Origin of the sequence: Enterobacter sp. Ap-867, from assembly GCF_011752855.1 — a bacterium.
In the GTDB taxonomy this organism is placed as follows: domain Bacteria; phylum Pseudomonadota; class Gammaproteobacteria; order Enterobacterales; family Enterobacteriaceae; genus Cedecea.
Map to the genome: position 1 here is coordinate 14,986 of NZ_VWWS01000001.1, position 25,716 is coordinate 40,701.

The following is a 25,716-nucleotide window of genomic DNA, read 5'->3' on the forward strand; positions in this document are numbered from 1 at the left end:
GATAGCGGATTACTGGAAGGGTATTTAGGCATGCAGAAAGAACAACTTTCCGCTTTAATGGATGGCGAATCTCTCGACAGCGAGTTGCTCAATCGCCTGTCAAACGACAGTGAATTGCAGCAAAGCTGGGAGAGTTACCACCTTATCCGCGACACAATGCGCGGAGATACCAGCGAAGTGCTCCACTTTGATATTTCTGCCAACGTGATGGCGGCTATCGCAAATGAGCCTGTGCGTAACGTCGCGCCGCTCATTACCGAATCTCAGCCGCAGCCTCAGCAGTGGCAGAAAATGCCGTTCTGGCATAAGGTGCGTCCGTGGGCAAGCCAGCTTACCCAAATGGGCGTTGCCGCGTGCGTATCGCTTGCGGTTATCGTGGGTGTGCAGCACTATAATGGCCAGTCTGACAGCACCGCACAGCCGGAAACGCCGGTCTTTAACACTTTGCCGATGATGGGAAAAGCCAGTCCGGTAAGTCTGGGCGTACCGTCTGACACGACCGCCAGCAACAGCAGTCAGCAAGTACAGGAACAGCGTCGTCGTATTAACGCTATGCTGCAGGATTACGAATTGCAGCGTCGTTTACACTCCGAGCAGCTCCAGTTTGAACAGGCGCAAACCCAGCAGGCCGCTGTGCAAGTGCCAGGAAACCAAACTTTAGGAACGCAATCGCAGTAATGAAGCAACTTTGGTGTGCCCTGTCTCTCGTGGCAGGCAGCCTGTTGTTCACCTCCAGCGCCTCGGCGGACACTGTTTCGTCCGGGGCGTTGTTGCAGCAGATGAACCAGGCTAGTCAGTCACTCAATTATGAGCTGGCGTTTATCAATATCAGCAAACAAGGGATTGAGTCCCTTAGTTATCGCCATGCACGTCTTGATAATCGCCCGCTTGCGCAGTTCCTGCAAATGGACGGCCCGCGCCGCGAAGTCGTTCAGCGCGGCAATGAAATCAGCTATTTTGAGCCTGGGCTCGAGCCATTCACGCTCACCGGGGACTACATCGTCGATTCTCTGCCTTCCATCGTTTATACCGACTTTAAGCGCCTGACGCCGTACTACGACTTTATTTCTGTCGGGCGTACGCGTATTGCCGACAGATTATGCGAAGTTATTCGCGTCGTTGCTCGGGACGGCACTCGCTATAACTACATTGTTTGGCTCGATACCGAAACCAAGCTGCCGCTTCGCGTTGATTTACTGGATCGCGATGGCGAAACGCTCGAACAGTTCCGTGTTGTGTCATTCTCTGTTGAAAATCAGGCGAGCGGGCTTCTGCAGAATTTAGCAAAAGCGACGTTGCCACCTCTGCTGTCCGTACCGGGTGCGGAAAAGGCCAGTTTTACATGGGCACCGACATGGCTGCCGCAAGGCTTTAGCGAAGTGTCGAGCAGCCGCCGGCCACTGCCAACCGTGGGCGTGCCTATCGAATCCCGACTTTATTCTGACGGGTTATTTAGTTTCTCGGTGAACATCAGCCAGGCCCCGTCTCAGGCAAGTAATGGCGAACAGCTTGTGCGGACCGGTCGCCGGACTATTAGCACTGAAATTCGTGATAAAACCGAAATTACCGTTGTAGGTGAGTTGCCTCCACAAACGGCGAAACGCATTGGCGATAGCGTGAAGTTTAACGGAGCGACGCAATGATTAAAGAATGGGCGACGGTCGTCTCCTGGCAAAATGGTGAAGCATTGCTGCACTGTGATGTTAAAGCCTCTTGCAGCAGCTGCGCTTCGCGCTCCGGATGTGGGACTCGTGTCCTAAACAAATTGGGGCCACAAACCAGCCATCTGCTGTCTGTGCCAAGCGAACAGCCGCTGGTTGCCGGGCAAAAAGTGGAGCTGGGCATTGCGGAAGGTAGCCTGTTAGGGTCCGCGCTGCTGGTGTACATGTCGCCGTTGGTCGGACTATTTTTGTGTTCAGGTCTTTTCCAGACGCTGTTTGGTACCAACCTGGCCGCTATGTGCGGAGCTTTGCTTGGTGGCGTAGGGGGCTTCCTGCTTGCTCGCGGTTTTTCCCAGCATTTCAGCCGTCGTGAGAGCTGGCAGCCGGTGATTCTAAGCGTTGCGCTTAGCCCGGATGCAGTGCGCGTCGATACGTCCGCGCCGCCGGCTGAAAATCAATAAATTCCCTTCAAATGACATCTCTTTGCACATCCTGCTTATGGCTTACCTAAGCTTGCAGGATGAGCAGTTTCCTCACTTTCTGGTTGTAGTGTAGAATGCGGCGTTTCAGGCAGAAGACAGTCTCTGACATCCTGCTCCGTACAGCGCGAAGCGCCGAGCTCACAGGCCATTTGTAAGGCATAAAACCTCTAACTATGAAGAATATACGTAACTTTTCTATTATTGCCCACATCGACCACGGTAAATCGACGCTGTCTGACCGTATCATCCAGATTTGCGGCGGCTTGTCCGACCGTGAAATGGCCGCGCAGGTTCTTGACTCAATGGACCTGGAACGCGAACGTGGTATTACCATCAAAGCACAGAGCGTCACCCTCGACTACAAAGCCAGCGACGGTGAAACTTACCAGTTGAACTTCATCGATACCCCTGGGCACGTTGACTTCTCTTATGAAGTGTCCCGCTCGCTTGCGGCCTGTGAAGGGGCGCTGCTGGTGGTGGATGCCGGGCAGGGCGTTGAGGCTCAAACCCTGGCGAACTGCTACACGGCGATGGAAATGGACCTGGAAGTGGTTCCGGTTCTGAACAAAATTGACCTGCCGGCGGCCGATCCTGAGCGCGTGGCGGAAGAAATTGAAGACATCGTGGGCATCGACGCCACCGATGCGGTTCGCTGCTCGGCGAAAACCGGCGTTGGCGTACCTGATGTATTAGAACGCCTGGTGCGCGATATCCCCGCACCGGAAGGCGATCCAGATGCACCGCTACAGGCGCTGATCATCGACTCCTGGTTCGATAACTACCTGGGCGTTGTCTCCCTGATCCGCGTGAAAAATGGCACGCTGCGTAAAGGCGACAAAGTCAAAGTCATGAGCACCGGCCAGGTGTACAACGCCGATCGTCTGGGCATCTTTACGCCTAAGCAGATCGACCGTACCGAACTAAAATGCGGTGAAGTAGGCTGGCTGGTTTGTGCCATCAAAGACATCCTGGGTGCCCCGGTAGGCGATACTCTGACCCTGTCCCGTAACCCGGCGGACAAAGCGCTGCCAGGCTTCAAAAAAGTGAAGCCGCAGGTTTATGCCGGCCTGTTCCCGGTCAGCTCCGACGACTACGAAAACTTCCGCGATGCACTCGGCAAGCTCAGCCTGAACGATGCCTCTCTGTTCTACGAGCCAGAAAGCTCAACGGCGCTGGGCTTCGGCTTCCGCTGTGGCTTCCTGGGCCTGCTGCACATGGAGATCATTCAGGAGCGTCTGGAGCGTGAATACGATCTCGACCTGATCACCACCGCGCCAACCGTAGTTTACGAAGTGCAAACGACCAGCAAAGAGATTGTCTACGTTGATAGCCCGTCTAAGCTGCCGCCGCTCAACAACATTGAAGAGCTGCGCGAGCCGATTGCGGAATGTCACATGCTGCTGCCGCAGGAGTTCCTCGGCAACGTGATCACGCTTTGTATCGAAAAACGCGGCGTGCAAACCAACATGGTTTATCACGGCAACCAGGTTGCGCTGACCTATGAAATCCCAATGGCGGAAGTGGTGCTCGACTTCTTCGATCGCCTGAAGTCCACTTCTCGTGGCTATGCGTCGCTGGATTACAATTTCAAACGTTTCCAGGCTTCCAACATGGTGCGCGTTGATGTACTGATAAATGGCGATCGCGTTGATGCGCTGGCGCTTATCACACACAACGACAACGCGCCTTACCGTGGTCGTGAGCTGGTGGAAAAAATGAAGGATCTGATCCCTCGCCAACAGTTCGACATCGCGATTCAGGCAGCCATCGGCAACCACATTATTGCGCGTTCGACGGTGAAACAGCTGCGTAAAAACGTTCTGGCTAAGTGCTACGGCGGCGACGTCAGTCGTAAGAAAAAGCTGCTGCAGAAACAGAAAGACGGTAAGAAACGCATGAAGCAGGTCGGCAACGTCGAACTGCCTCAGGAAGCGTTCCTGGCCATTCTGCACGTTGGCAAAGACAGCAAATAATCTAAGGAGTTGGCATGGCGAATATGTTTGCTTTGATCCTCGTGGTAGCCACGCTGGTGACGGGCATTTTGTGGTGTCTGGACAAGTTTATCTTTGCACCAAAACGTCGTGAAAAACAGGCGGCAGCGCAGGCTGCCACCGGTGACGCACTGGACAAAAAGACGCTGAAAAAAGTCGGCCCTAAACCAGGCTGGCTGGAAACCGGTGCGTCGGTGTTTCCGGTGCTGGCGATTGTGCTGGTGGTGCGCTCATTTATTTATGAGCCTTTCCAGATCCCATCCGGTTCGATGATGCCAACGCTGTTAATCGGTGATTTTATTCTGGTAGAGAAGTTTGCCTACGGCATTAAAGATCCTATTTATCAGAAAACCTTAATTGAAACCGGGCACCCTAAACGCGGCGATATTGCGGTATTTAAATACCCTGAAGATCCGCGCCTGGATTATATTAAGCGCGTTGTTGGGCTGCCGGGCGACCGGGTAAGCTACGACCCGCAGTCGAAAGAAGTCACCGTGCAGCCTAATTGCAGTTCCGGCCAGGCCTGCGACAACGCACTGCCAATCACGTATTCCAACGTGGAAGCCAGTGATTTTGTGCAGACGTTTGCCCGCCGCAACGGCAGTGAAGCCACTTCCGGCTTCTTCCAGTTGCCGAAAGATCAGACCCGTGAAGACGGTGTCCGCCTGAGCGAGCGTAAAGAAACGCTGGGTAGCGTCACCCATAACATTCTGACGGTGCCTATCGCTCAGGATCAGGTAGGGATGTACTACCAGCAGTCAGGCTTGCCGCTTGCGACATGGATTGTTCCGCCGGGTCACTATTTCATGATGGGTGATAACCGCGACAATAGCGCAGACAGCCGCTATTGGGGCTTTGTGCCAGAGCAAAATCTGGTCGGTAAAGCGACAGCAATTTGGATGAGTTTCGAGAAACAAGAAGGCGAATGGCCAACGGGCGTTCGTTTAAGCCGAATTGGCGGCATTCATTAAACAATTAATCCCACAAACTAACGACATCCCCTGTCGTTGTGTATAGAATATTCCCGCCTTTAAAGATTGGCTCCCGAAAGGGAGCCACGGCACACGAAACAGCGTTGGTTTCCTTTTTTCAGGTCTGTTCCGTGTGCTGAATAGTTGACGCATTCATTAATTTTGGTATCGCATGAATCCCATCGTAATAAATAGGCTGCAGCGTAAGCTGGGCTACACTTTTCAACATCAGGATCTGTTGCAACAGGCATTAACCCACCGGAGTGCCAGCAGCAAACACAACGAGCGTCTTGAGTTTTTGGGTGACTCCATTCTCAGTTATGTCATCGCGAATGCGCTGTATCATCGTTTTCCTCGCGTAGATGAAGGCGACATGAGCCGCATGCGCGCGACGCTTGTGCGCGGCAATACTCTAGCGGAAATCGCCCGCGAGTTCGAACTGGGTGAGTGTCTGCGTCTTGGGCCGGGTGAACTGAAAAGTGGCGGTTTCCGTCGCGAGTCGATTCTTGCTGATACCGTGGAAGCGTTGATCGGTGGCGTCTTCCTCGACAGCGATATTCAGAACGTTGAGCGTCTCATTCTCTCGTGGTATCAGACCCGTCTCGACGAAATCAGTCCAGGCGACAAGCAAAAAGATCCGAAAACGCGTCTGCAGGAGTACCTGCAGGGTCGCCATCTGCCGCTGCCGTCGTATCTGGTGGTGCAGGTGCGTGGTGAAGCGCACGATCAAGAATTTACCATTCACTGTCAGGTGAGTGGCCTGCCTGAGCCTGTCGTAGGGACGGGCTCAAGCCGCCGTAAAGCGGAACAGGCTGCGGCTGAGCAGGCGCTGAAAAAGCTGGAGCTGGAATGAGCGAAGAAAAAACGTATTGCGGCTTCGCGGCCATTGTTGGTCGCCCGAACGTCGGCAAATCCACGCTGCTGAATCAGCTGCTTGGGCAAAAAGTTTCCATTACCTCGCGTAAGGCGCAAACCACGCGCCACCGCATCATGGGCATCCATACCGAAGGGCCATATCAGGCGATTTACGTCGATACCCCGGGGCTGCACATGGAAGAAAAACGCGCCATTAACCGCCTGATGAACCGCGCGGCAAGCAGCTCCATCGGTGACGTTGAGCTGGTCATCTTCGTGGTTGAAGGTACCCGCTGGACGCCGGATGATGAAATGGTGCTGAACAAGCTGCGCGACAGCCGTGCGCCGGTAATCCTGGCCGTCAACAAAGTTGACAACGTTCAGGATAAAACCGTTCTGCTGCCTCACCTGCAGTTCCTCGGCAGCCAGATGAACTTCCTCGATATTGTGCCTATTTCGGCTGAAACCGGGATGAACGTTGATACCATCGCGGAAATCGTCCGTAAGCACCTGCCGGAAGCTATCCATCACTTCCCGGAAGAGTACATCACCGACCGCTCCCAGCGCTTTATGGCGTCTGAGATCATTCGCGAAAAGTTGATGCGTTTCCTGGGCGCCGAGCTGCCGTATTCTGTGACCGTAGAAATCGAGCAGTTCGTGACCAACGAACGCGGTGGCTACGACATCAACGGGCTGATCCTCGTTGAGCGCGAAGGGCAGAAGAAGATGGTGATTGGCAACAAAGGGGCCAAAATTAAAACCATCGGTATCGAAGCCCGTAAAGACATGGAAGAGATGTTCGAAGCCAAAGTTCACCTCGAACTTTGGGTGAAGGTGAAATCCGGCTGGGCCGATGACGAGCGTGCGCTGCGCAGTCTCGGTTATACCGACGACCTGAGCTAAAACTTATGGAAGGCTGGCAACGGGCTTTTGTCCTGCATAGTCGCCCCTGGAGCGAAACCAGCCTTTTGCTCGACCTGTTTTCCGAAGAGTCCGGGCGCGTTCGTCTGATTGCCAAAGGCGCGCGCTCTAAACGCTCAAATCTGAAAGGCGCTCTGCAGCCTTTTACCCCTCTGCTGGTTCGCTGGGGCGGCCGTGGCGAAGTCAAAACGCTACGCAGCGCCGAAGCGGTTTCTCTGGCCCTTCCCTTAAGTGGTATCACGCTGTACAGCGGCCTGTACGTCAATGAACTGGTGGCTCGCGTCCTCGAGCAGGAAACCCGCTTCTCCGAACTGTTCTTCGATTATCTCCACTGCATTCAGGCCTTAGCTGGCGCTACGGGCACACCGGAGCCTGCGCTGCGTCGTTTTGAGCTGGCGCTGCTGGGGCACCTTGGCTACGGCGTGGATTTTCTGCACTGCGCCGGCAGCGGGGCAGGCGTCGATGACACCATGACTTACACCTACCGTGAAGAGAAAGGTTTTATTGCCAGCGTGGTGATCGGCCACAGCAGCTTTACCGGCCGCCAGCTCAGGGCGCTAGCCGAACGCGAATTTCCTGATGCCGACACGCTCCGTGCCGCCAAGCGTTTCACGCGTATGGCGCTCAAGCCGTATCTACAAGGGAAGCCTCTCAAAAGTCGCGAACTGTTCCGCCAGTTTGTGCCTAAAAAAACGCCACCTGAGCCATCTGATAGCTCACAGTAATCACAGACCGTAGCCAGGCTTTCCCCGGCAGGTGTACACTGCCCGGCATCTGTCTGCGAACTCTGAGGATTGTCATGGCTGAATTACTGTTAGGCGTCAACATCGATCACATCGCTACCCTGCGTAACGCGCGCGGTACGGCATACCCGGATCCGGTTCAGGCCGCGTTTATCGCGGAGCAGGCGGGTGCCGATGGCATTACCGTTCACCTGCGCGAAGATCGCCGCCACATCACCGACCGTGACGTTCGCGTTCTGCGTGAAACCCTCGATACCCGCATGAACCTGGAAATGGCCGTCACCGAAGAGATGATCGCTATTGCCTGCCAGACGAAACCGCATTTCTGCTGCCTGGTGCCGGAAAAGCGCCAGGAAGTAACCACCGAAGGCGGCCTGGATGTTGCCGGTCAGCTGGATAAAATGCGCGATGCCTGCCAGCGCCTGGCTGACGCCGGTATTCTGGTTTCTCTGTTTATTGATGCCGACCACGCGCAGATTGACGCGGCGGTGGCCGTGGGCGCGCCTTACATTGAAATCCACACCGGCTGCTATGCGGACGCTGAAAACGAAGCGACCCAGGCCAAAGAGCTGGCTCGCATTGCTGAAGCCGCGAGCTATGCCGCCGCTAAAGGGCTGAAGGTGAATGCTGGTCACGGGCTGACGTATCACAATGTTCAGGCCATTGCGCGGATCCCTGAAATGCATGAGCTGAACATCGGTCACGCGATTATCGGGCGAGCGGTAATGAGCGGGCTTAAAGAAGCCGTGGCTGAAATGAAACGCCTGATGCAGGAAGCGCGTCGCTAATGGCCATTCTCGGCCTCGGCACGGACATAGTGGAAATTGCGCGCATTGAGAGCGTCATTTCCCGTTCAGGCGACCGACTGGCAAAGCGCGTACTGAGCCAAAATGAATGGGTCTTGTACCAGGCGCATCAGCAGCCGGTGCGTTTTCTGGCGAAGCGTTTTGCGGTGAAAGAAGCGGCCGCGAAAGCTTTTGGTACCGGAATTCGCAACGGGCTGGCGTTCAACCAGTTTGAAGTGTTTAACGACGCGCTGGGCAAACCTCAACTGCGGTTTTGGGAAGAGGCGGAGCGGCTGGCTGAAAAAATGGGCGTGCGTTCAGTTCACGTTACCCTGGCGGATGAGCGCCATTACGCCTGCGCGACGGTGATCATCGAAAGCTAAAGTTTATCCGCATGGTGGAGCAGCACGAACTTATCCCACAGCTGCTCTTCATTCTCAATGTGCGCCGGGTCGTGAATTATCGTGCTGGGGATCGGGCAAACTTTCTGGCAGGTCGGGGTTTCGTAATGGCCCACGCATTCCGTGCAACGATCGGTATCGATCTGGTAGATAGCATCGCCCATGGAGATGGCCTGATTCGGGCATTCCGGCTCGCACATATCGCAGTTGATGCACTTCTTCGTAATTAATAACGCCATTTCAACCTGTTACCAGCCCCACCGGACTCAAAGATATATTCACATTTCGCGCTCAAAACATTGCAAAATCCTGTATATTTAACCAGTATTAAGTTTGATTAAAGATAATGGATAAAGCAGGGACGTTTCGATGGCGCGCACTTTACCACAAAAGCAGATCATCCCCAATGATACTGCGCCTTTAAGTTTTGTGCTTTGTGTACTTTCAGTACGTGTTATCATTGAACTATTGGTCATGAAAAACACGGTGGGATCGTACTTATGGTACAGAGAGAACAACTGCGCGAAGCTTTTTCCCGCAGGCTGGCGCAGGCCTGCAGCGAAGCAAACCTCGATGAGTTCGGGCGCGGTATGGCGATAGCGCGCGCGCTGGGCGTTTCCTCCAAGGCCGTCAGTAAGTGGCTTAACGCCGAAGCCATCCCCCGGCAGGATAAAATGTACGAGCTGGCAACGTTTCTTCGGGCCGACGCGCTCTGGCTTCAGCACGGCAGTGAAACGGGCTATCAAAGCGAAGGGCGCGAGAATGCGGCCAGCCATGAAGAGGCGGCCATTTATCCTTTCCAGCCGCGCGAAGAGCAGGGCTTTCGCATCGACGTGCTGGACATTGAGGCCAGCGCGGGGCCGGGGCGACTGGTCTCCAGCGAAGTCACCGAAACTATCAACCACATCGTTTACGACAGTCAGGAAGCGCTGGAGCTGTTCGGCCACCGGCCGGCTTCAACGATAAAAGTCATCACTGTCACCGGTGACAGCATGTCCGGCACCATTGAACTGGGTGACTATATCTTTGTGGATATTGGCAAAGACTACTTCGATGGCGATGGCATCTACGTGTTCCTCTATAAGGGACAATTGCTGGTGAAGCGCCTGCAGATGACCCATGACTGCCTGCTGGTGCGATCGGACAACCCCAAATATGCTGACTGGCGCATTAGCGAAGAGAACGAACAGCACCTCAAAATTATTGGCCGAGTGATGTACAGCCATTCAATTCGCCGCCACGCCTGAGATAGCTCATCCTCAAGCTCCAGCCTCAGTCACTTACCCAAGTGTGCTCCTGAGGCTGGATCCCTTGCCGCCTTGCCGCAGCTCGAATGCTAACCCATCTAAAAATAATCTTATAAATCAATAACTAATTATCAATTCGATCTTTTTTTAAATAATTCGTACTTTTGGTTCTTGACGTTATTGTACTATTGGTTCAATATCAATTCATCGGCAGGACGCACCGACTCACAAGGCAAGTGAACGCTCCTTAACATCAGGCCCTGAAAAAGGGCACATACACCAAAGCAAGAAGCTTTGGGATATCAGAGAGATATCACCAAAGTTGATTGACAGGAGGTTGTATGGACGCACAGGCACGTCGCCGCCAGCGCCGCGAAGCTAAACAGGCCGTCTGGAAAGCTGCCAACCCGCTGTTAGTCGGGGTAAGAGCGAAACCTGAGGCACGGCTTATTCTCTCGCTGGTTCGTAAACCCAGGTCTCGCCCCGACAAGGCTCTGGAGGTGATTAACATCTATGGTCTGCAAATCATTCAGCAGGCAGAGCATTATCAACGACTGCGCCAGAAGTTAGACGCCAGGCAAAAGAGTATTTATCAGGCCACGCCTCGCAGCGAATCCGGCTTACCGGCAGCGACCGGGAAGCAAACCCGACGCGGAAAACCTGTTCCGCTGATTTAACGCCATACCGCTTCTTTATCCCAACGGCAGTTCGACCCCTCAACCGAAGGTTCTTCCATGCACGACCAACCCGCAAATCTGGTCACGCAGTCTTTTGCGTGGCTGGCGGCGCTTGCCGCCGGTCTGGGTATCACGACACAGGATATGGTCTACATGATATTCGGACTGCTTAGCGTACTGATTTCACTGGCTTCGTGGCTGGGCGGCAGGCTGGATGCCCACCGACAGCATCTCGAAGATCAAAAGCGCACCCGCATCCTCCAGACGCTGGTGGATGACTTGCAAACTTTAAACCGAGCCGAGCAGATTGAGATTATCAGGGCAGTCAGCGAGGTACTGAAAAAGGCAGGTAACTAGTGGCTCTTTCTCCCGGACTCAGAAAAACATTACTCGGATTGTCAGGGGCGGGTGCGCTGACGATTGCAGGCACGCTCCTGCCCGAGCTGGAAGGCGTGAGCTACACGCCATATTACGACGTCGCCGGGGTGCTGACCGTCTGTTACGGCCATACCGGTAAAGACATTATTCCCGACAAAACATACACCCTGTCTGAGTGCAGGCGCTGGCTTGACCAGGATCTCGGCCCAGCGGCTCAGGCGGTCTCAAGGGCCGTCACCGTCCCGGTTAGTGAGTACCAACGAGCAGCTTTGATTAGCTTTACCTACAACGTTGGCACAGCCGCTTTTCTGCGCTCTTCCGTGCTCAGGATGTTAAACGCTGGCGAGTACAAACAGGCCTGCGCTGGGCTGAAAAAATGGATCTGGGCGGGTGGGAAGCAGTGGCAGGGGCTTATCAATCGCCGCGAGGTGGAGTACCAGCTTTGTACCTGGCCGGAGCCGGAAGAATGAAGCCGCTGACCTCACTTGTGCTGGCGGCCTTTACGCTGCTCGTTGCCAGCAGCTGGTGGTTTCACCAACGCTATGCCGTGCAAAAACAAAGGGCAGAGTTAGCACTGGAGCAGCTGGCTCAGCAAAAAAATGAGCTGCAAAACCTTGTCCGGCGCCAGCAGGCGGTAGCCGAGCTGGATGCTCACTATAGCGAGGAGTTAACCCATGCCCGGCTCACCATTGAAAACCTGCAGCGTGATGTGGCTGCTGGTACTCAGCGGCTGCGCGTCAGCGCCACCTGCAAAGCAGTGCCTGGCACCACCGCCACCGCCAGGCTGGATGATGGAGCCGCCCCCGGACTTACTGACGCCGCTCAACGGGATTATTTCCGTCTCCGGGAGCGAATAGAAACGAGCAACAAGCAGCTGGCGGGGCTGCAGGAGTACATCCGCAATCAGTGCCTGAACTAAGCCTCGAATTTTCGAGGCTTTTTTATTCCTACGTCAAAGAGGTCATTCCTATGTCTACATCCCTGAAGTACCCGATTGTTCTGGTCCACGGTCTGTTCGGTTTCGACAAAATTGGCGGGATCTACCCCTATTTCTACGGCATCAAAGAGGCGCTGGAGAAAGCCGGGGCGAAGGTCTACATCGCCACGATTTCCGCATTGAACAGCAATGAAATGCGCGGCGAGCAGCTGCTGGAATTTATCCGTAAAGTCCTGGCCGAAACGGGTGCGGCAAAAGTTAACCTGATTGGCCACAGTCAGGGGCCTTTGGCCTGTCGTTACGCTGCGGCGACCCACCCTGAACTTATTGCCTCGGTAACCTCCGTGAACGGCGTTAACCATGGCTCCGAAGTGGCAGACCTTGTTCGTCTGGCGCTGAAGCCTGGCCGCCTGCCAGAGTCTATCGCCAATGCTGCCCTGTCGGCTTTCGGCCAGCTGCTTTCCGCCCTGGCGGGGGCACCTCGTCTGCCTCAATCCGGCGTGGATGCTCTGGATGCGTTGACCAGCGAAGGCGTTGCCGCCTTTAACAAGAAGTATCCGCAGGGACTGCCTGCGCAGTGGGGCGGCCAGGGCAAAGAGCTGGATAACGGCGTCTACTACTACTCGTGGAGCGGGATTATCGACTACAACCCGCTGAATCAGGGCGCGAACAACCTGGATCCGCTGCACGTCGCCATGCTGGCGTTTTCCATCCTGTTCACCAACGAACGTTTCCAGAACGATGGCCTGGTTGGCCGTTACAGCAGCCATCTGGGCAAGGTGATTGGCTCCGACTATTCGATGGATCACGTCGATGCCATCAACCAGCTTGCCGGCGTGGTGGCCAGCAACAGCGACCCGGTCAAGCTGTACGTCGATCACGTGGCTCGTCTGCAGGCCAAAGGGCTGTAAGCCTTATCTGAACCGCCTTCGGGCGGTTTTTCTTTGGAGAAATCAATGAATGACACCACGCGTCCGGGCTTTCTGACGCCGATGGGGGCATCGCCACACTACGACGATGCACTTGATGTCGATCTTACCGGCTGGATTGTCGGCGTATCAGGCCTGCCGCCGGAAATGGTGATGGCGAAGTGGAGCGACCCGCCACCTGCCACGCCTGAGGCCGGCATTACCTGGTGTGACTTTTTTACCAACGTGAAGCAGGCGGAAGCGTCTTTCTTCCACTCACAGGACAGCGATCAAAGCGTACTTCAGAGCACCGAGTCCGTGGACGTGACCTGTGGCTTTTATGGCCCCGGCGCTCAGGCCATTGCCGCGCTTTTTCGTGATGGCCTGAACGTGCCGCAAAACAACGCCGAGCTTAACCGACTGGGCCTGACGTTTTTGCAGTGCGGCGACATTACGCCGGACCCTGAATTTATCAATAACCAGTGGCTACGCCGCTACACCCTCACCGTGGCGCTCAAGCGCAGTATTGCCCGGCGCTACGGTATTCGTTCCATCCTTTCATCCGCAGTAAAAATCATTGGAGAGTAAGCTATGTCACAGGGTTTACCTGTATCTAACATTGTCAGCGTGACAGTGAATATGGCGCCGCGTGCGGCGCAGTCCCGTAACTATGGTGCGCTGCTGGTCGTAGGCGCGAGCAACGTTATTGATGCCAAAGAGCGTATGCGTGCTTATTCCAGCCTGAGCGGCGTAGCCGCCGATTTTGGTCTGGAAGCGCCGGAATACAAAGCCGCCAGCCTCTACTACCAGCAGTCCCCGCAGCCTGCTGACCTGTATATCGGGCGCTGGGTTAAAGAAGGCGGCGAGGGCAAAGCCGGAGAAACCATCGCCGAATGCGTCTCCGCGCTGAGTGCGCACTCGACCGACTGGTATGGTCTGGTAATTGCCGACGATACCCTTACCGATGAAGGCGTGCTGGCCGTGGCGGCGGTTATTGAAGGCGACGGCGTTTCCCGTATCTTTGGTCATACTTCCGCCAGCGCTAAAGTGTTGGATGCTAACGACAGCACCGATGTCTTCAGCAAGCTGAAAGCGGCTAAGTTCGCCCGCACTTTTGGTCAGTACTCCAGCGTCACGCCGTTTGCGGCAGCCTCCCTGTTTGGCCGCGCGTTTACCGTTAACTTCAACGGCAATAACACCACCATTACCCTGAAATTCAAGCAGGAACCAGGGATTACCGCAGAAACGCTGACCCAAACGCAAATCAATGCTCTTTCCGCGAAAAACGCCAACGTCTTTGTGAATTACAACAACGACACCGCCATTATTCAGGAAGGCGTAATGAGCAACGGCAGCTTCATCGATGAGCGCCACGGCCTGGACTGGCTGCAAAACTATGTGCAGACCAACCTCTATAACCTGCTTTACACCAGCACCACCAAAATCCCGCAAACCGATGCCGGTGTTACCCGTCTGCTGAGCAACGTTGAGCACTCCATGGCGCAGGCGGTCACCAATGGCCTGGTCGCACCGGGTGTCTGGAATGGCGCCGATATTGGCCAACTGGCCTCCGGCGACACGCTGACCAAAGGCTACTACGTTTACGCCCCAGCTGTAGCGACTCAGGCGCAGTCAGACCGCGAGGCGCGTAAGGCGCCAGTGATTCAGGTGGCCTGCAAACTGGCGGGTGCCGTGCACTTCGCTGACGTCGAAATCAATGTTGTTCGTTAAGGAGATTTAAATGGGTACTTATTCTTTTATGGATGTGACGGCTTCTCTTGTGGGGCCAACCGGCGTGATTGATTTGGGCGCGGGCAGTGCGAACGGTGATGCCGGGATCAAAGTGGAAATGGCTGGCACAAAAAACACGATGACCGTCGGCATAGACGGTGAGGTGATGCATAACCTCTCTCCGGCTAAAAACGGTTCGATCACCGTGACCTTGATGAAAACCTCCCCGGTGAACAAAAAGCTGATGCTGGCTTACAACGCCCAAACGCTCTCCTCGGCATTGTGGGGTAAGAACACCATTGTCGTGCGCAACACTTCCTCCGGCGATTTGGTCACCGCTCGTGACGTGGCATTTTCACAGCTACCGGCCAATGCCAATGGCAAAGAGGCGGGCACCATGGACTGGAAGTTTGACTGCGGCAAAATCGATCAGCTGCTTGGGGAGTTCTAAGCCATGGAAATTACCCTGAAAGCGGTGAACTACCGCATTCGCAAGCTCGGCGTTTTCGAGCAGCTTAGCGTTGCTCGGAAGCTGCTGCCGGTTCTGGCAGGCGTTGTGGGTGATTTTCGCAGCTTGCAGGGTAAGGAGGGCGGAAACGCCCTCGAAACCGTGCTGCCAAAAATTGCCCGCACCCTTGCCGACCTCAGCGAGGAAGATTGCAACACCATTCTGTATCCGTGCCTCTCGGTCGTGACGCGCGAACACATGAAGGGCTGGGTGCCGGTCTTTAGTCAGGGCGCATTGTCTTTTGACGATATCGACCTGATGACGCTGCTGCAGCTGGTGGCCCGGGTGGTGGCCGACTCGCTGGGAAATTTTTTGCAAGAACTCCCCGGGAGCGAAAACCCGGCCCCGCCAGCGGCCTGAGGCTGGAGACGTTGCCGGGTGGGGAAGATTACATTCTTCGCCCGGCGGAGGTCTTCGGCCTCAGCTGGCTGGATCTGAAAAGCGGCGCGGTGGATCTCAACGACATTGCGCTGATGAATGATTACCTTGAGATGCAGGCCGAGAATAAGGCCTGTATCACACGCTGGAGAGAGGAAAATGAGCGCTAGCACACAGCTTGTTCCTTACGTCCCGATCCCAGATTTTTTTTATCAAGAAGACCTTAGCTCGCGAATCAACGCCGCTTTTGGGGAACTGGATAAAACGCTGAAAAAGGGAAAAGAAGAGGCGGCAAAAGTTGATTTTGAAAAACTGGCTAAAAGTTTCGAAAACTTCAGTAATCAGGTGCTGTCTCCGCTAACTAAAGCGGGATCCTGGTTTGAAAAGCGGCTGTCTGGCATCGAGAAGGATGCACAGGCAGCTCAATCTCTGAACGCCGATTTAGAGGCTTACAAGGCACTGCAATACGGTGCCAGTCAGTCAGGGGCGGACATTGGTGCGCTGCAAAAGTCGATTAAAAGCGTCAGTGAGTATGTGAACGGTGACTCGCTGCACGAGAGCCTGTTGAAAAGTCTCGGCGTAAAAACGCATGATGACGCTGGCTTAAAGCGGGATAACGCCGATATTTTCACGCAGGTTGCCCGTTCTTTGGGCACAGTGAACAGAGACAGCGCCGATTTCTATGCATTGAATCTGGGGATTGATGACGACACGCTGCATGCGATGCAGCGCGGATTAGGCCAGTTTGCCGAAGAGTATCAGGACTTGTCCCTCCGCATAGGCGGAAGCGCAGAGCAAAGCGCCGACCAGTCCGAAAAATTTATGCAGTCCTGGCGTAAAGCGGACTCCGTGTTTGATTTGTTAGTAGCAAAATCAGGTGGCGATCTGGCCGAAAAATTGGCTGAGCCCGTTGAGAGACTGGCCGAAAAAATGCTGGTTAAAGCGCCACAAATTGAACGCGTGTTGGACAAAATTGGCGCCGTCGTTGAACAGTTTGCTGACATTTTCGTTGATGCACTGAGCGGCACCATCGACTGGGTTACCGACGTGATGGCCTGGTGGGATCGCCTTGACGAAGGTTCTCAGGGGCTAATCGGTGGTTTAGCGGGGCTTACCGCGGCCTGGCTGGTTCTGAACAGCGCATTTCTCGCTTCCCCTGTCGGGATTATCCTCTCGCTGGCTGCGGCCATTGGCCTGCTTTATAACGACTACCAGAAATGGAAAGCTGGGGAAGAGAGCTTTATTGACTGGGGAGAGTGGGGACCGGTTATTGAAACGGCTGCGGACACGATCGGTAGCCTCGCGAAAACCATCAAAGATCTTATTGTTGATATTGGCAGCCTGTTGGGCATCGATTTTAGCAAGTGGTCTATCAGCACCATCTTTAAGGGGCTTCTGGACAACTTTAATCAGTTAGGCGCCACGCTAAGGCTGATTGGGAGTCTGATCAATGCGCTAAAAGAGGGGAACTGGGCAGAAGCAGCCAATATCGGAAAGTCATTGGTAGCAAACGGTCTGTTCCAGACGCCGGCGACCAAAATTGCGGATGGCGCAGCAGGCATTATTAAAGAGAAGCTCTCTAAGGGATGGCACACATTCCAGGGCTGGCTTGCTGGAGATGAAGAAAAGGGCTCTGGCGGAAAGTTATCCAATGCTGTCAATAATCTCAGTCAACCCGATCCTGTCTCAATGTTGCTTCCGGCGTGGGGGGCCAACAATGAACGCCTGGCGACTTCAGGAGATTTCTCCACGGCGAACAACAGCACTACGCATTCACCCACGATTAACAGTAATACCCATATCGTCGTGAATGGCGTCTCTGAACCTCGTCTGGCGGCGACCGAGACATCTCAGCGCTTGTTCAATGTTCATTCTCAGCTGGCGCAGCAGTATGACAGGAGGATGAGCTAATGGATATTTTTGGTGCTTACTTTCAGCCACGCACGAGCTTCTCCGGTTTTCTGGTGCCGGATGTGGTGGTCAACGAACTCCACACGGACACGCTGAAAATTGCTTCTCATCCCGTCGAGTTTGGCCCGAATATCAGCGACCATGCCTGGGCAGAGCCCGGTGAGTTAACGATTGATTGCTTCTTTAAAGCCGGTGGTTCACTGGTTGATTTTGTCAATACGACCGCGTTCGGTTCCTGGCTAAACACAGGCTCCAGTCCGGCGCAAATTTACCAACAACTGCTTGATCTACAGACCAAAGCAGAACCCTTTAGGGTCATCACCCGCCGCCGCTCCTACGACAATATGCTGATCAAAACGTTGACGGTGACGACCGGCGTCAAATCGGAAAACATTCTTGGCTGCAAACTGGTGTTGACCGAAGTATTGCTGACGGCCACGGAAGCACGCCCTGCGCCGCCTAAAACGGCGATGGATGAAGGGGTAACGACGGCTTCCGTCGGTAACAAAGGCGAGAAAGTGGTTACCTCCCCGATGGGATCGGCAAAAATCACGCCGCTTCAGCCGAAATCAAAATGAGGAGAGAGAATGTCAATTGCAGAAATTCCCCTCAGCGCGGATAACCAAATCTTTACGATCCAACTAGCCGGGCTGACCCTGCGCATGCGGCTGCTTTATCGGGATGCCGCTGGCTGGATCCTGGATATTCTCGATATCGATGATCGGCCCATCGTGAATGGGATCCCGCTGGTGAGCGGCGCCGATTTGTTGGCTCCGTACGCCTGGCTTGGTTTTGGCGGAGGGCTCTGGGTTGGCTGTGATGATGAAACTCAGGACTACCCAAGTAAAACTAACCTTGGAAACGGCAGTCACCTTTACTTTGTGACGGCAGATTAAGGAGGGGGGAGATGAGTGATAACTGGTCCCGCCACTTTGAGCTTCAGCTTCTCAGGCAAGACGGCAGCGGTATTGCACTTTCTGATTTTAAAGTGACGTTTAAAATCGACTGGCATGCCGGCAGTTCAGCCAAAACGGCCGAGGTAAAAATCTACAACCTCTCGCCGGATAGCCTGAATCGTATTGCACAAAAGGAGTACAGCAAAATCCGGCTGATTGCGGGCTACAACGGATTAGAACCGGTGGTAAGCCGCAGTGAAGTGGGAAAAGTCAGGATTGTCGAGCCTGCCGAGTGGGGGCCGCGAGACGGCATGAACTTTGGGGTGATCTTCAGCGGCGACATTCGCATCTGGATGACGGGGCGAGAGGATACCCCTGATGACTGGATTTTAATTCAGGCCATTGATGGCCATGAGGCGCTAATGTCTGCCGTGCTTAGCGCCACGCTTGCTAAAGGCTACACGGTATATGACATGTATCAACTTGCAGCTGGCGCACTGAAACCTTTTGGCATTCTGCCCGGCAGGTTGCCGCCTTTTCCCGAAACAAAGTTTCCCAGAGGGTATACCTTCCACGGCAAGGTCAGCAGTTATCTCGATCAAATCGGAAAGCTGTGCAAGGCCACCTGGAAGTTGTCGAATGACAGACTGGACTATTTCAACGCGACTGAAAAAGCACACCCGCCGGTGAGTCTTAACAGCCAGAGTGGCCTGATTGGACGGCCGCAAACATCAACCAATGCTGGCGTAACCCTGAAATGCCTGATTAATCCCACAATCCTGCTCCACGGTCAGGTGCAGTTAGATCAAAACACGCTCTATAAGCCTGAGCTGCTTGCTAAGGATGACTATATTCGCCCCTCGCCGGACGGCGTGTACGACATTTATGGCATTACCTACAACGGGGATACCCGTGGGGATCAATGGTATATGACCATGATGTGCTTCCCGGCAGGCCAGCAAGTTAATGATGTGGAAGAGGCGTGGAAAAAACATTCCGCCTCTAATAAATAAAAGCCAGACCCGCCTTTGCGGGTTTTTTTATCCCTGGAGGAATCATGGCTCTGACGACTTCGGCTCTCAGCGGTGAGCTGGCCGATACGCTTGCGGCCAGCCGGGCCGCATTAAGCAACGATCTTCGGGTCGCGTTACCCGGCATCATTCAGTCTTTTGATCCGCTATCAGTGACCTGTGAAGTGGCACCGGCTATCCGGGGCGCGAAGGCGAGCCGCGATGGCACAATTGCTTCAGTCGCCTATCCGCTGCTGGTGGATGTGCCGGTTGTTTTCCCGCATGGCGGAGGGTGCTCGCTGACGTTTCCGCTTAAAGCGGGAGACGAATGCCTGGTTATTTTCGCCGATCGCGCCATCGACTTTTGGTGGCAAAGCGGAGGCATTCAGGAGCCGGTCGATGCCCGTCAGCACTCGTTGTCGGATGCCTTCGTGCTGCCAGGCCCTCAGTCACAGGCGAAAAAAATCAGCGGCATCAGCACTTCGGCGGTTCAGCTACGCAGCGAAGACGGCAAAGCCTTTGTTGAGCTGGATCCCAGCAGCCACAGCATCACGCTCGCTACGCCGGGAAAACTTACCGCGACGGCGGCCAGCATTGACCTGACCGGTGAGGTCAATATCAAAGGCAACGTGACCGTGAGCGGAGATGTTACTGCCAGCGGGATAAGCCTGACGAAGCACCGCCACGGCGGCGTGCAGTCCGGCGGTGCGAACACGGGAGGTCCGGTATGAAATACCGCAGAGAGAGCAGCGACGGAGATTACACCTTTGGTCAGGGAGAAAACACCTTCCTGGAAAACTCGCCGGAGTGCGTGGCTCAGGCGGTGAGTACCCGGCTCAAGCTGTGGCAGGGTGAGTGGTTTCTGGATAACCGGACCGGCACACCTTACCGCCAGTCCGTTCTTGGCAAACAGCAGGATGACACCTGGGTATTAATGCTGATTGACCGCGTCAGCCAGACCATGGGCGTTAAGTCCGTGCTGGATGTCACCGCTGCGCGCACTGAAAAACGCACCGTAACCTTCAACGCCACCATCGACACCGTTTACGGTTCTACCACTTTAAACAGCGAGGCATAAATGGCCCTCAATTCTGAAACGCTGGGGTTATCGGCAACGGTAACGGCCCAGGGGATAACCGCGCCTGATTATCAAAGCCTGTTAGGGACTTTGATGGATGCGTTCAGGCAAATCTACGGCACCGATGCGTACCTGGAGCCGGACAGCAAAGACGGGCAGCTCATCTCGCTGGTGGCGCTGGCCATTCATGACGCTAACAATGCGGCGATTGCTTCTTACAACAGCTTTTCGCCTGTGACGGCAATGGGGCGGGCGTTATCTAGCAACGTTAAGATCAACGGTATTGTCAGGCGGGCAGCGACTTTCTCGACGGTCGATCTGCTGTTGACGGGCATTCCCGGTACGACCATCACCCACGGTTCCGTCAGGGATGACAGCCGCGTGACGTGGTTTTTGCCTGAGGTGGTGTCGATAGGCGTCGATGGCTCAGTCATCGCCACCGCAACCTGTGCCAGCAGCGGCGTAATGGTAGCCCCTGCGGGGTCTATTACCATTATGGGCACCCCAACGCGCGGCTGGACTGCGGTCACGAACCCTCAGGCCGCTACGCCAGGTGTTGCTGCGGAAACCGATGCCGAATTACGCATCCGGCAGTCGCAGAGCGTTGCCTTGCCTGCGCTCACGCCGTTCGAGGCGGTCGAGGGGGCTATTGCCAACATTGCAGGCGTTACCCGACATAAGCTCTACGAAAATGATACCGGTGCTATCAACGCCAATGGCCTGCCTCCGCATACCATCGCTGCGATTGTGGACGGCGGGGATGTGACTGAAATTGCTCAGACGATCAGGGGCAAAAAAGGCCAGGGCGTCGCCACCTTTGGCTCGACGTCCATTGTGGTGCCCGATCTCTACGGCAATCCCCACAGCATTGCTTTCTCTCGGTCCGGCAATGTGCCGATTTACGTCGACATCGTGCTGAAAGTGTTCACTGGCTATACGTCGCAAATCGGCGAGCAGATGAAGCAGGCGATTGCCGACTATATCAACGGGCTGGGGATTGGTGACAGCGTGCTGCTGAGCCGCATTTACTCACCGGCCAACCTGGGCGTAGTCAGCGGCGGGAAAGCGCGTTATTACGACATCACCGACTTGCTGATCGGTAAATCTACCTCTGCGGTCGCGGCGGCTAACGTCAATATCGGCTACAGCGAAGCTGCCTCCTGCAGCGTGGACAACATCAATATCACGGTGAGCTCATGAGTAAATATACCGGGCGCATCACCAGCTACCACGCCAGCAAGCCCCTGTTTTTTGCCCACGTGGATCTGAGTACCCGTCCTTTCACTGAGACCGCAATGACCACCGAAAGCCTGATCGATGCGTTTGATATCGACACTGCGGTTGGGGTTCAGCTTGATGCGCTGGGGCAGTGGATTGGGCGAAGCCGCATCGTTAGTCAGCCTATTTCCGGCGTCTATTTTAGCTGGGACACCGACGGGCTGGGTTATGACCAGGGCGTGTGGCAGGGACCTTACGATCCCGATGCAGGCTACACCTCACTGAGCGATGAAACCTACCGCATCATCCTCAAGGCAAAAATCGCGATGAACAACTGGGACGGGCAGAACGACACGCTGCCCGCGATTCTGGACGCCGCCACGGCAGGCGCAGGGCTGCGAATGCAAATCGTCGACAACCAGGACATGACCATTTCTGTCTGGGTGCTGCCGGAAACGGACATTGCTGACGTGTCCCTCGAGCTTCTCGCGGCCATCAAACAGGGCTACCTGACGGTGAAAGCCGCCGGCGTTTGGGCCGGAGACATTCAGACGCCTTCGGTAGAAGCGCCGTCGCAGGGCGGCAAATTCTTTGGGTTTGATATCAACAATCACTATATCGCCGGTTTTGACGACGGCGCATGGGAGAGGAAACTTTAATGGCTACAAATCAGTTTAAACCTTTTGCAACCAGGCCTGACGCCAACGTCACGCCGCAAAATGAATGGGAAAATTTGCCCGCGCTGTTAAGCGGCTTTGCCAGCGGTAAAGCCAGCAGCGCTCAGGTGAACAAAGCGCTGCGCCAGACGTCATTTATTGCCGCTGCGCTGGCCCAGTTCGTGAGCGATAAAAGCGGGCAGGACGTGCTGGACGACGGTGATATCGCTGCCTTCCTGGCGAAGCTTACTTCAGGTTTTGGTAACCAATATCTCAGCCGCCAGAATCCGTTTGCGGATATTAAGGCCGACGGTGCCGGGGCGGTTTCTACGGCTCTCGCAAACCTTGGTTTGGGGGAAGGATCGGCTTTGCCGGTTGGTGTGCCTGTTCCGTGGGCGTTGTCTGTAGCACCGGCAGGATGGTTGAAATGCAATGGCGCAGCGTTTTCAGCGGCTCAATATCCAAAACTTGCACAGGTATATCCCGCGCTTGTATTGCCTGATTTACGTGGGGAGTTTATTCGTGGTTGGGATGATGGGAGAGGGATTGATGGCAACCGCGGGCTGTTGTCATTTCAGGAGGGCACTATTATTTCAGGCTTTGATGACAATGACACGGGGGATATAAGCTCCATCGGGTCACCCGCCTATGGTTTCGGCGATACAATGACTACAGTACAATGGGAAAAAATAAAAGGAAAAACCTGGATAAGTAATACGACAAATTCTCAACGTTACGAATGGTGGGCTTATGTTTCAGCCCGTCCTCGCAATATCGCATTTAACTACATCGTGAGGGCTGCATAATGGCGAAGGCGAAATTAAATAATGATTATATTGCTACAGTAGCCGGTGATATAACGGTGTTTAACTACGATGGAGAGACACGCGAGTATACTTCCACTTCAGTTGAGTTTCTGCCAGTTGGTGTAGGTATTCCTGCAAGCTCATGTACCGATGAACCTGGTGAAAGCAAAGATGGTTTCACCATTTGTCGAAACGTAGAGCTAACGGATTGGGTATATATTACGGACCATAGAGGAGACACAGTTTATAGCAAGCTAACTGGTGAGAGAATCACTATTTCAACGCCAGGTGACTACCCATCGGACACAACGACAATCGCCCCTGCAACAGCCTATGATAAATGGGATGGCGAAAAATGGGTGACGGACATTGAAGCAAAGAAAAAAGACGATATTTCTGATGCAGAACTAAAACGGCGAACCCTGCTAAGTGATGCAAGCAATATCACTGCTGACTGGCGAACTGAACTCACTCTCGGTATTATCAACGATACTGACAAAGAAAAACTTATTGCATGGATGGAATATATAAAAGCGGTGAAAGCGATAGATACCTCCACCGCGCCTGACATTGAATGGCCTCAGAGGACAGTCGTGTAAACTATTATTCGGCACAATGATTTGTTGTGCCGATAAAAAACACACCTTATATCATTAATGAATTATATATTTATGGAGATTAAATGCCTACTGCAAACCAATTAAATGCACTCTGTCCATTAACCAATCCTGTGCCATCATACTGAAGGCAGCGAGCTTGAAACCCGTTATTATTATTAATTAGATCATTGACAATGATAGATTGAATTACTGTTGGTAAGGATGATTGGCGATACCCAAAACCGATGAAAAATGGTCGTTGGGAAAATGGCACAGAATAATTTATTGTTGCGGTGCCAGTGTTTAGATCGGGACCACTTGCACCCCACTGTATTAATAACCCACCCGGCAAGAACTGATAGCCGGTTGATTTTAAATCTCGCCTGAAGTCATTCGCATCAGGTATCTGGCTCGCTCCCGTCCCTACTCCCCGTTTCGCCGCCTCCCCCAAACCAACCTTTAAGAAAATGCACATCCTGCCGCGCCGTGGCATGCTCTCAGCCTTTTGTGAGGCAAAACGTCATGCTGGTAGGCTATGTCAGGGTGTCAACAAATGACCAAAATACTGCGCTGCAGAAAAATGCGCTGGAGTGTGCAGGATGTGAGCTGATTTTTGAGGATAAAATCAGCGGTAAAACGGCGGACAGGCCGGGGTTAAAAAAAGTGCTCAGAACGCTGAGCGAAGGCGACACGTTGGTCGTCTGGAAGCTGGACCGGCTTGGGCGCAGCATGCGTCACCTTGTTTCGCTGATTGAGGAACTGCGTTCGCGCGGGATTAACTTCCGTAGCCTGACGGACAGCATCGATACCTCCACGCCGATGGGGCGATTTTTCTTTCACGTGATGGGCGCTTTGGCCGAGATGGAACGTGAGCTTATCGTCGAAAGAACCCGGGCTGGACTGGCGGCGGCCAGAGCTGAAGGGCGAATTGGCGGGCGTCGGCCTAAACTCTCGGCAACGCAATGGGCGCAGGCCGGGAGGCTAATTGCTGCCGGAGAAACAAGGCAGCAGGTGGCGATTATTTACGATGTCGGCGTCTCTACGCTGTATAAAAAATTTCCGGCAAATGCGAAAACCTAAACCAGCTTTTTCACCAGCGCCTCACTCTGGCGGATCCGCTCCGGCGCGTTTTCCAGGTCCTGTTGAACCAGGGCCATAAACAGTAGATCGGTCAACATCATCTGGGCGCTGGTTGAGGAAATTGCGGCGCTGCGCGTGGCCTGTTCTTCCGCGATGGTATACAGGCACAGGCTGGCGCGCTGCTGCAGGGCGTTAGGCGTGAAGCCGGTAATCGCGAGGATTTTCGCGCCGGTGTTCAGCGCTTCATCGGCGGCCAGATTGATCTCACGGCGCTCGCCCGAGTATGAAATAGCGAGCAGCACGTCTTCCGGCGTCATCGCCTGCACGGTTGCCAGCAGGGCATGCATATCCTGCTCGGCGACAGCGTGAATACCAATCTTCATCAACTTCCACGAGAAATTCTTCGCCACCAGGCCAGAGGCGCCTATTCCCACGAGCAGCACGCGCCGCGCATTGCGCAGCAGCGAAACGCTCGCCAGCAATTTATCTTCCGCATTAATATCCAGCGTGGCGTGCATCGCCGCGATATTCTCTTTAATCAATTTTTCCCCAACAAGCCTCAGCGGATCGTCACCTAAAATTTGGTTATGAACCGGGACAGAGTTAGGATTTTGACCGCTCGCCAGCGCTTCGCTGATCGCCAGTTTCATTGCCGGGAAGCCTTTGAACCCCAGTTTCTGCGCGAATTTTACGACGCTGGACTGGCTGACACCGGCTTCTTCCGCCAGCTGCTGTGAACTGAGGTGGCGTGCGCGATCGGGCTCAGCGAGCAAAAAGTCGGCCAGCTTGCGGTCACTCTGGGCCAGCATGGCGTAACGGCTTCGAATGCGCAGTAAACAGTTCATTTCACCTCCGGGGCGGCACTTCTGATAACGACTTGCTCTGGTA

At 54.4% G+C, this 25,716-nt stretch carries 35 protein-coding genes; 32 read left to right on the plus strand and 3 right to left on the minus strand.

Translation table 11 applies throughout. From position 1 onward, the window contains the following. The first annotated feature begins 30 nt into the window (after positions 1-30). The 10 genes from rseA to acpS all read left to right on the plus strand — a co-directional run bounded on the left by rseA (position 31) and on the right by acpS (position 8,792). Complete coding sequence (gene rseA / locus F3J26_RS00075; RefSeq protein ID WP_008459515.1) at positions 31-678, plus strand: anti-sigma-E factor RseA; 648 nt, start codon at positions 31-33, stop codon at positions 676-678. Continuing rightward, positions 678-1,643, plus strand: a complete 966-nt coding sequence (gene rseB / locus F3J26_RS00080) for a sigma-E factor regulatory protein RseB (protein ID WP_008459512.1) — start codon at positions 678-680, stop codon at positions 1,641-1,643. Before rseA ends, rseB begins: the two co-directional genes overlap by 1 nt. Next, complete coding sequence (gene rseC, locus F3J26_RS00085) at positions 1,640-2,122, plus strand: SoxR-reducing system protein RseC (protein ID WP_008459510.1); 483 nt, start codon at positions 1,640-1,642, stop codon at positions 2,120-2,122. Before rseB ends, rseC begins: the two co-directional genes overlap by 4 nt. A gap of 194 nt (positions 2,123-2,316) precedes the next feature. Next, entirely contained in the window at positions 2,317-4,116 is a 1,800-nt protein-coding gene (lepA, locus tag F3J26_RS00090; RefSeq protein WP_008459509.1) for a translation elongation factor 4, read from the plus strand. Between the two features lie 14 nt (positions 4,117-4,130). Next, positions 4,131-5,105: a signal peptidase I gene (gene lepB / locus F3J26_RS00095; RefSeq protein ID WP_039286770.1), complete on the plus strand. Its 975-nt coding sequence runs from the start codon at positions 4,131-4,133 to the stop codon at positions 5,103-5,105. Between the two features lie 172 nt (positions 5,106-5,277). Continuing rightward, entirely contained in the window at positions 5,278-5,958 is a 681-nt protein-coding gene (rnc, locus tag F3J26_RS00100; RefSeq protein ID WP_008459505.1) for a ribonuclease III, read from the plus strand. Further along, positions 5,955-6,863 carry a GTPase Era gene (gene era / locus F3J26_RS00105; RefSeq protein WP_008459503.1) on the plus strand — a complete coding sequence of 303 codons (909 nt, stop codon included), beginning with the start codon at positions 5,955-5,957 and terminating at the stop codon, positions 6,861-6,863. Before rnc ends, era begins: the two co-directional genes overlap by 4 nt. A gap of 5 nt (positions 6,864-6,868) precedes the next feature. Beyond that, positions 6,869-7,606 carry a DNA repair protein RecO gene (gene recO, locus F3J26_RS00110; RefSeq protein ID WP_166871553.1) on the plus strand — a complete coding sequence of 246 codons (738 nt, stop codon included), beginning with the start codon at positions 6,869-6,871 and terminating at the stop codon, positions 7,604-7,606. A gap of 74 nt (positions 7,607-7,680) precedes the next feature. Then, positions 7,681-8,412: a pyridoxine 5'-phosphate synthase gene (gene pdxJ, locus F3J26_RS00115; protein ID WP_008459500.1), complete on the plus strand. Its 732-nt coding sequence runs from the start codon at positions 7,681-7,683 to the stop codon at positions 8,410-8,412. Next, the gene (gene acpS / locus F3J26_RS00120) at positions 8,412-8,792 is read left to right on the plus strand and encodes a holo-ACP synthase (RefSeq protein WP_008459499.1); all 381 of its coding nucleotides are present in this window, start codon (positions 8,412-8,414) and stop codon (positions 8,790-8,792) included. Before pdxJ ends, acpS begins: the two co-directional genes overlap by 1 nt. Here acpS and F3J26_RS00125 read toward each other — a convergent pair. Next, positions 8,789-9,049 carry a YfhL family 4Fe-4S dicluster ferredoxin gene (locus tag F3J26_RS00125; protein WP_008459497.1) on the minus strand — a complete coding sequence of 87 codons (261 nt, stop codon included), beginning with the start codon at positions 9,047-9,049 and terminating at the stop codon, positions 8,789-8,791. The genes acpS and F3J26_RS00125 overlap by 4 nt on opposite strands. A gap of 261 nt (positions 9,050-9,310) precedes the next feature. Here F3J26_RS00125 and F3J26_RS00130 point away from each other — a divergent pair, with 261 nt between their 5' ends. The 21 genes from F3J26_RS00130 to F3J26_RS00230 all read left to right on the plus strand — a co-directional run bounded on the left by F3J26_RS00130 (position 9,311) and on the right by F3J26_RS00230 (position 23,748). Beyond that, the gene (locus F3J26_RS00130; protein WP_008459494.1) at positions 9,311-10,057 is read left to right on the plus strand and encodes a LexA family transcriptional regulator; all 747 of its coding nucleotides are present in this window, start codon (positions 9,311-9,313) and stop codon (positions 10,055-10,057) included. Positions 10,058-10,398: 341 nt separating this feature from the next. Then, the gene (locus F3J26_RS00135; protein ID WP_166990379.1) at positions 10,399-10,734 is read left to right on the plus strand and encodes an antitermination protein N; all 336 of its coding nucleotides are present in this window, start codon (positions 10,399-10,401) and stop codon (positions 10,732-10,734) included. 57 nt (positions 10,735-10,791) lie between these two features. Then, a complete protein-coding gene (locus F3J26_RS00140) occupies positions 10,792-11,091 on the plus strand; it encodes a hypothetical protein (RefSeq protein WP_045783586.1) in 300 nt (99 codons plus the stop codon). Continuing rightward, positions 11,091-11,582 (plus strand): lysozyme, encoded by a 492-nt coding sequence (locus tag F3J26_RS00145; protein ID WP_034809540.1) that lies wholly within the window; start codon positions 11,091-11,093, stop codon positions 11,580-11,582. The genes F3J26_RS00140 and F3J26_RS00145 overlap by 1 nt, the downstream gene beginning before the upstream one ends. Further along, positions 11,579-12,031 (plus strand): lysis system i-spanin subunit Rz, encoded by a 453-nt coding sequence (locus F3J26_RS00150; protein ID WP_166990382.1) that lies wholly within the window; start codon positions 11,579-11,581, stop codon positions 12,029-12,031. The genes F3J26_RS00145 and F3J26_RS00150 overlap by 4 nt, the downstream gene beginning before the upstream one ends. Before the next feature lie 50 nt (positions 12,032-12,081). After that, positions 12,082-12,960 carry an esterase/lipase family protein gene (locus F3J26_RS00155; RefSeq protein ID WP_008459483.1) on the plus strand — a complete coding sequence of 293 codons (879 nt, stop codon included), beginning with the start codon at positions 12,082-12,084 and terminating at the stop codon, positions 12,958-12,960. 45 nt (positions 12,961-13,005) lie between these two features. Beyond that, complete coding sequence (locus F3J26_RS00160; RefSeq protein WP_166990384.1) at positions 13,006-13,545, plus strand: phage neck terminator protein; 540 nt, start codon at positions 13,006-13,008, stop codon at positions 13,543-13,545. Positions 13,546-13,548: 3 nt separating this feature from the next. Further along, positions 13,549-14,688, plus strand: coding sequence for a DUF3383 domain-containing protein (locus F3J26_RS00165; protein ID WP_166990387.1), 1,140 nt, complete (start codon positions 13,549-13,551; stop codon positions 14,686-14,688). A 10-nt stretch (positions 14,689-14,698) separates the two neighbouring features. Next, on the plus strand, positions 14,699-15,139 hold the full coding sequence (locus F3J26_RS00170) for a phage structural protein (RefSeq protein ID WP_085541535.1): 441 nt from the start codon (positions 14,699-14,701) through the stop codon (positions 15,137-15,139). Between the two features lie 3 nt (positions 15,140-15,142). Next, entirely contained in the window at positions 15,143-15,556 is a 414-nt protein-coding gene (locus F3J26_RS00175; RefSeq protein ID WP_166990389.1) for a phage tail assembly chaperone, read from the plus strand. Between the two features lie 11 nt (positions 15,557-15,567). Then, a complete protein-coding gene (locus tag F3J26_RS00180; protein ID WP_071530505.1) occupies positions 15,568-15,744 on the plus strand; it encodes a DUF6889 family protein in 177 nt (58 codons plus the stop codon). Then, positions 15,734-17,485: a phage tail tape measure protein gene (locus tag F3J26_RS00185; RefSeq protein ID WP_166990391.1), complete on the plus strand. Its 1,752-nt coding sequence runs from the start codon at positions 15,734-15,736 to the stop codon at positions 17,483-17,485. Before F3J26_RS00180 ends, F3J26_RS00185 begins: the two co-directional genes overlap by 11 nt. After that, complete coding sequence (locus F3J26_RS00190; protein ID WP_166990394.1) at positions 17,485-18,063, plus strand: phage baseplate protein; 579 nt, start codon at positions 17,485-17,487, stop codon at positions 18,061-18,063. The genes F3J26_RS00185 and F3J26_RS00190 overlap by 1 nt, the downstream gene beginning before the upstream one ends. A gap of 9 nt (positions 18,064-18,072) precedes the next feature. Further along, positions 18,073-18,381 carry a phage baseplate plug family protein gene (locus F3J26_RS00195; protein ID WP_166990396.1) on the plus strand — a complete coding sequence of 103 codons (309 nt, stop codon included), beginning with the start codon at positions 18,073-18,075 and terminating at the stop codon, positions 18,379-18,381. Between the two features lie 11 nt (positions 18,382-18,392). Beyond that, positions 18,393-19,394 carry a hypothetical protein gene (locus F3J26_RS00200; RefSeq protein ID WP_166990399.1) on the plus strand — a complete coding sequence of 334 codons (1,002 nt, stop codon included), beginning with the start codon at positions 18,393-18,395 and terminating at the stop codon, positions 19,392-19,394. 44 nt (positions 19,395-19,438) lie between these two features. Continuing rightward, positions 19,439-20,122 carry a Gp138 family membrane-puncturing spike protein gene (locus F3J26_RS00205; protein ID WP_166990401.1) on the plus strand — a complete coding sequence of 228 codons (684 nt, stop codon included), beginning with the start codon at positions 19,439-19,441 and terminating at the stop codon, positions 20,120-20,122. Continuing rightward, positions 20,119-20,469, plus strand: coding sequence for a contractile injection system sheath initiator (locus F3J26_RS00210; protein WP_166990404.1), 351 nt, complete (start codon positions 20,119-20,121; stop codon positions 20,467-20,469). Before F3J26_RS00205 ends, F3J26_RS00210 begins: the two co-directional genes overlap by 4 nt. Then, complete coding sequence (locus tag F3J26_RS00215) at positions 20,470-21,669, plus strand: baseplate J/gp47 family protein (protein ID WP_166990406.1); 1,200 nt, start codon at positions 20,470-20,472, stop codon at positions 21,667-21,669. Next, positions 21,666-22,346, plus strand: a complete 681-nt coding sequence (locus tag F3J26_RS00220; RefSeq protein WP_166990408.1) for a DUF2612 domain-containing protein — start codon at positions 21,666-21,668, stop codon at positions 22,344-22,346. Before F3J26_RS00215 ends, F3J26_RS00220 begins: the two co-directional genes overlap by 4 nt. Next, positions 22,346-23,149, plus strand: a complete 804-nt coding sequence (locus F3J26_RS00225; RefSeq protein ID WP_166990410.1) for a tail fiber protein — start codon at positions 22,346-22,348, stop codon at positions 23,147-23,149. The genes F3J26_RS00220 and F3J26_RS00225 overlap by 1 nt, the downstream gene beginning before the upstream one ends. Further along, on the plus strand, positions 23,149-23,748 hold the full coding sequence (locus F3J26_RS00230; RefSeq protein WP_166990412.1) for a tail fiber assembly protein: 600 nt from the start codon (positions 23,149-23,151) through the stop codon (positions 23,746-23,748). The genes F3J26_RS00225 and F3J26_RS00230 overlap by 1 nt, the downstream gene beginning before the upstream one ends. Before the next feature lie 79 nt (positions 23,749-23,827). Here the strand turns inward: F3J26_RS00230 and F3J26_RS22565 are convergent, their stop codons facing one another. Next, positions 23,828-24,223: a gp53-like domain-containing protein gene (locus tag F3J26_RS22565; protein ID WP_205246332.1), complete on the minus strand. Its 396-nt coding sequence runs from the start codon at positions 24,221-24,223 to the stop codon at positions 23,828-23,830. Positions 24,224-24,270: 47 nt separating this feature from the next. Between F3J26_RS22565 and F3J26_RS00240 the strand changes: the two genes are divergently transcribed. Further along, positions 24,271-24,828 carry a recombinase family protein gene (locus tag F3J26_RS00240; RefSeq protein WP_166990415.1) on the plus strand — a complete coding sequence of 186 codons (558 nt, stop codon included), beginning with the start codon at positions 24,271-24,273 and terminating at the stop codon, positions 24,826-24,828. On the opposite strand, the gene F3J26_RS00245 is transcribed toward F3J26_RS00240, so the two are convergent. Further along, positions 24,825-25,673, minus strand: a complete 849-nt coding sequence (locus F3J26_RS00245) for a MurR/RpiR family transcriptional regulator (RefSeq protein ID WP_166990418.1) — start codon at positions 25,671-25,673, stop codon at positions 24,825-24,827. The two genes, F3J26_RS00240 and F3J26_RS00245, sit on opposite strands and share 4 nt — an antisense overlap. Between the last annotated feature and the right edge of the window lie 43 nt (positions 25,674-25,716).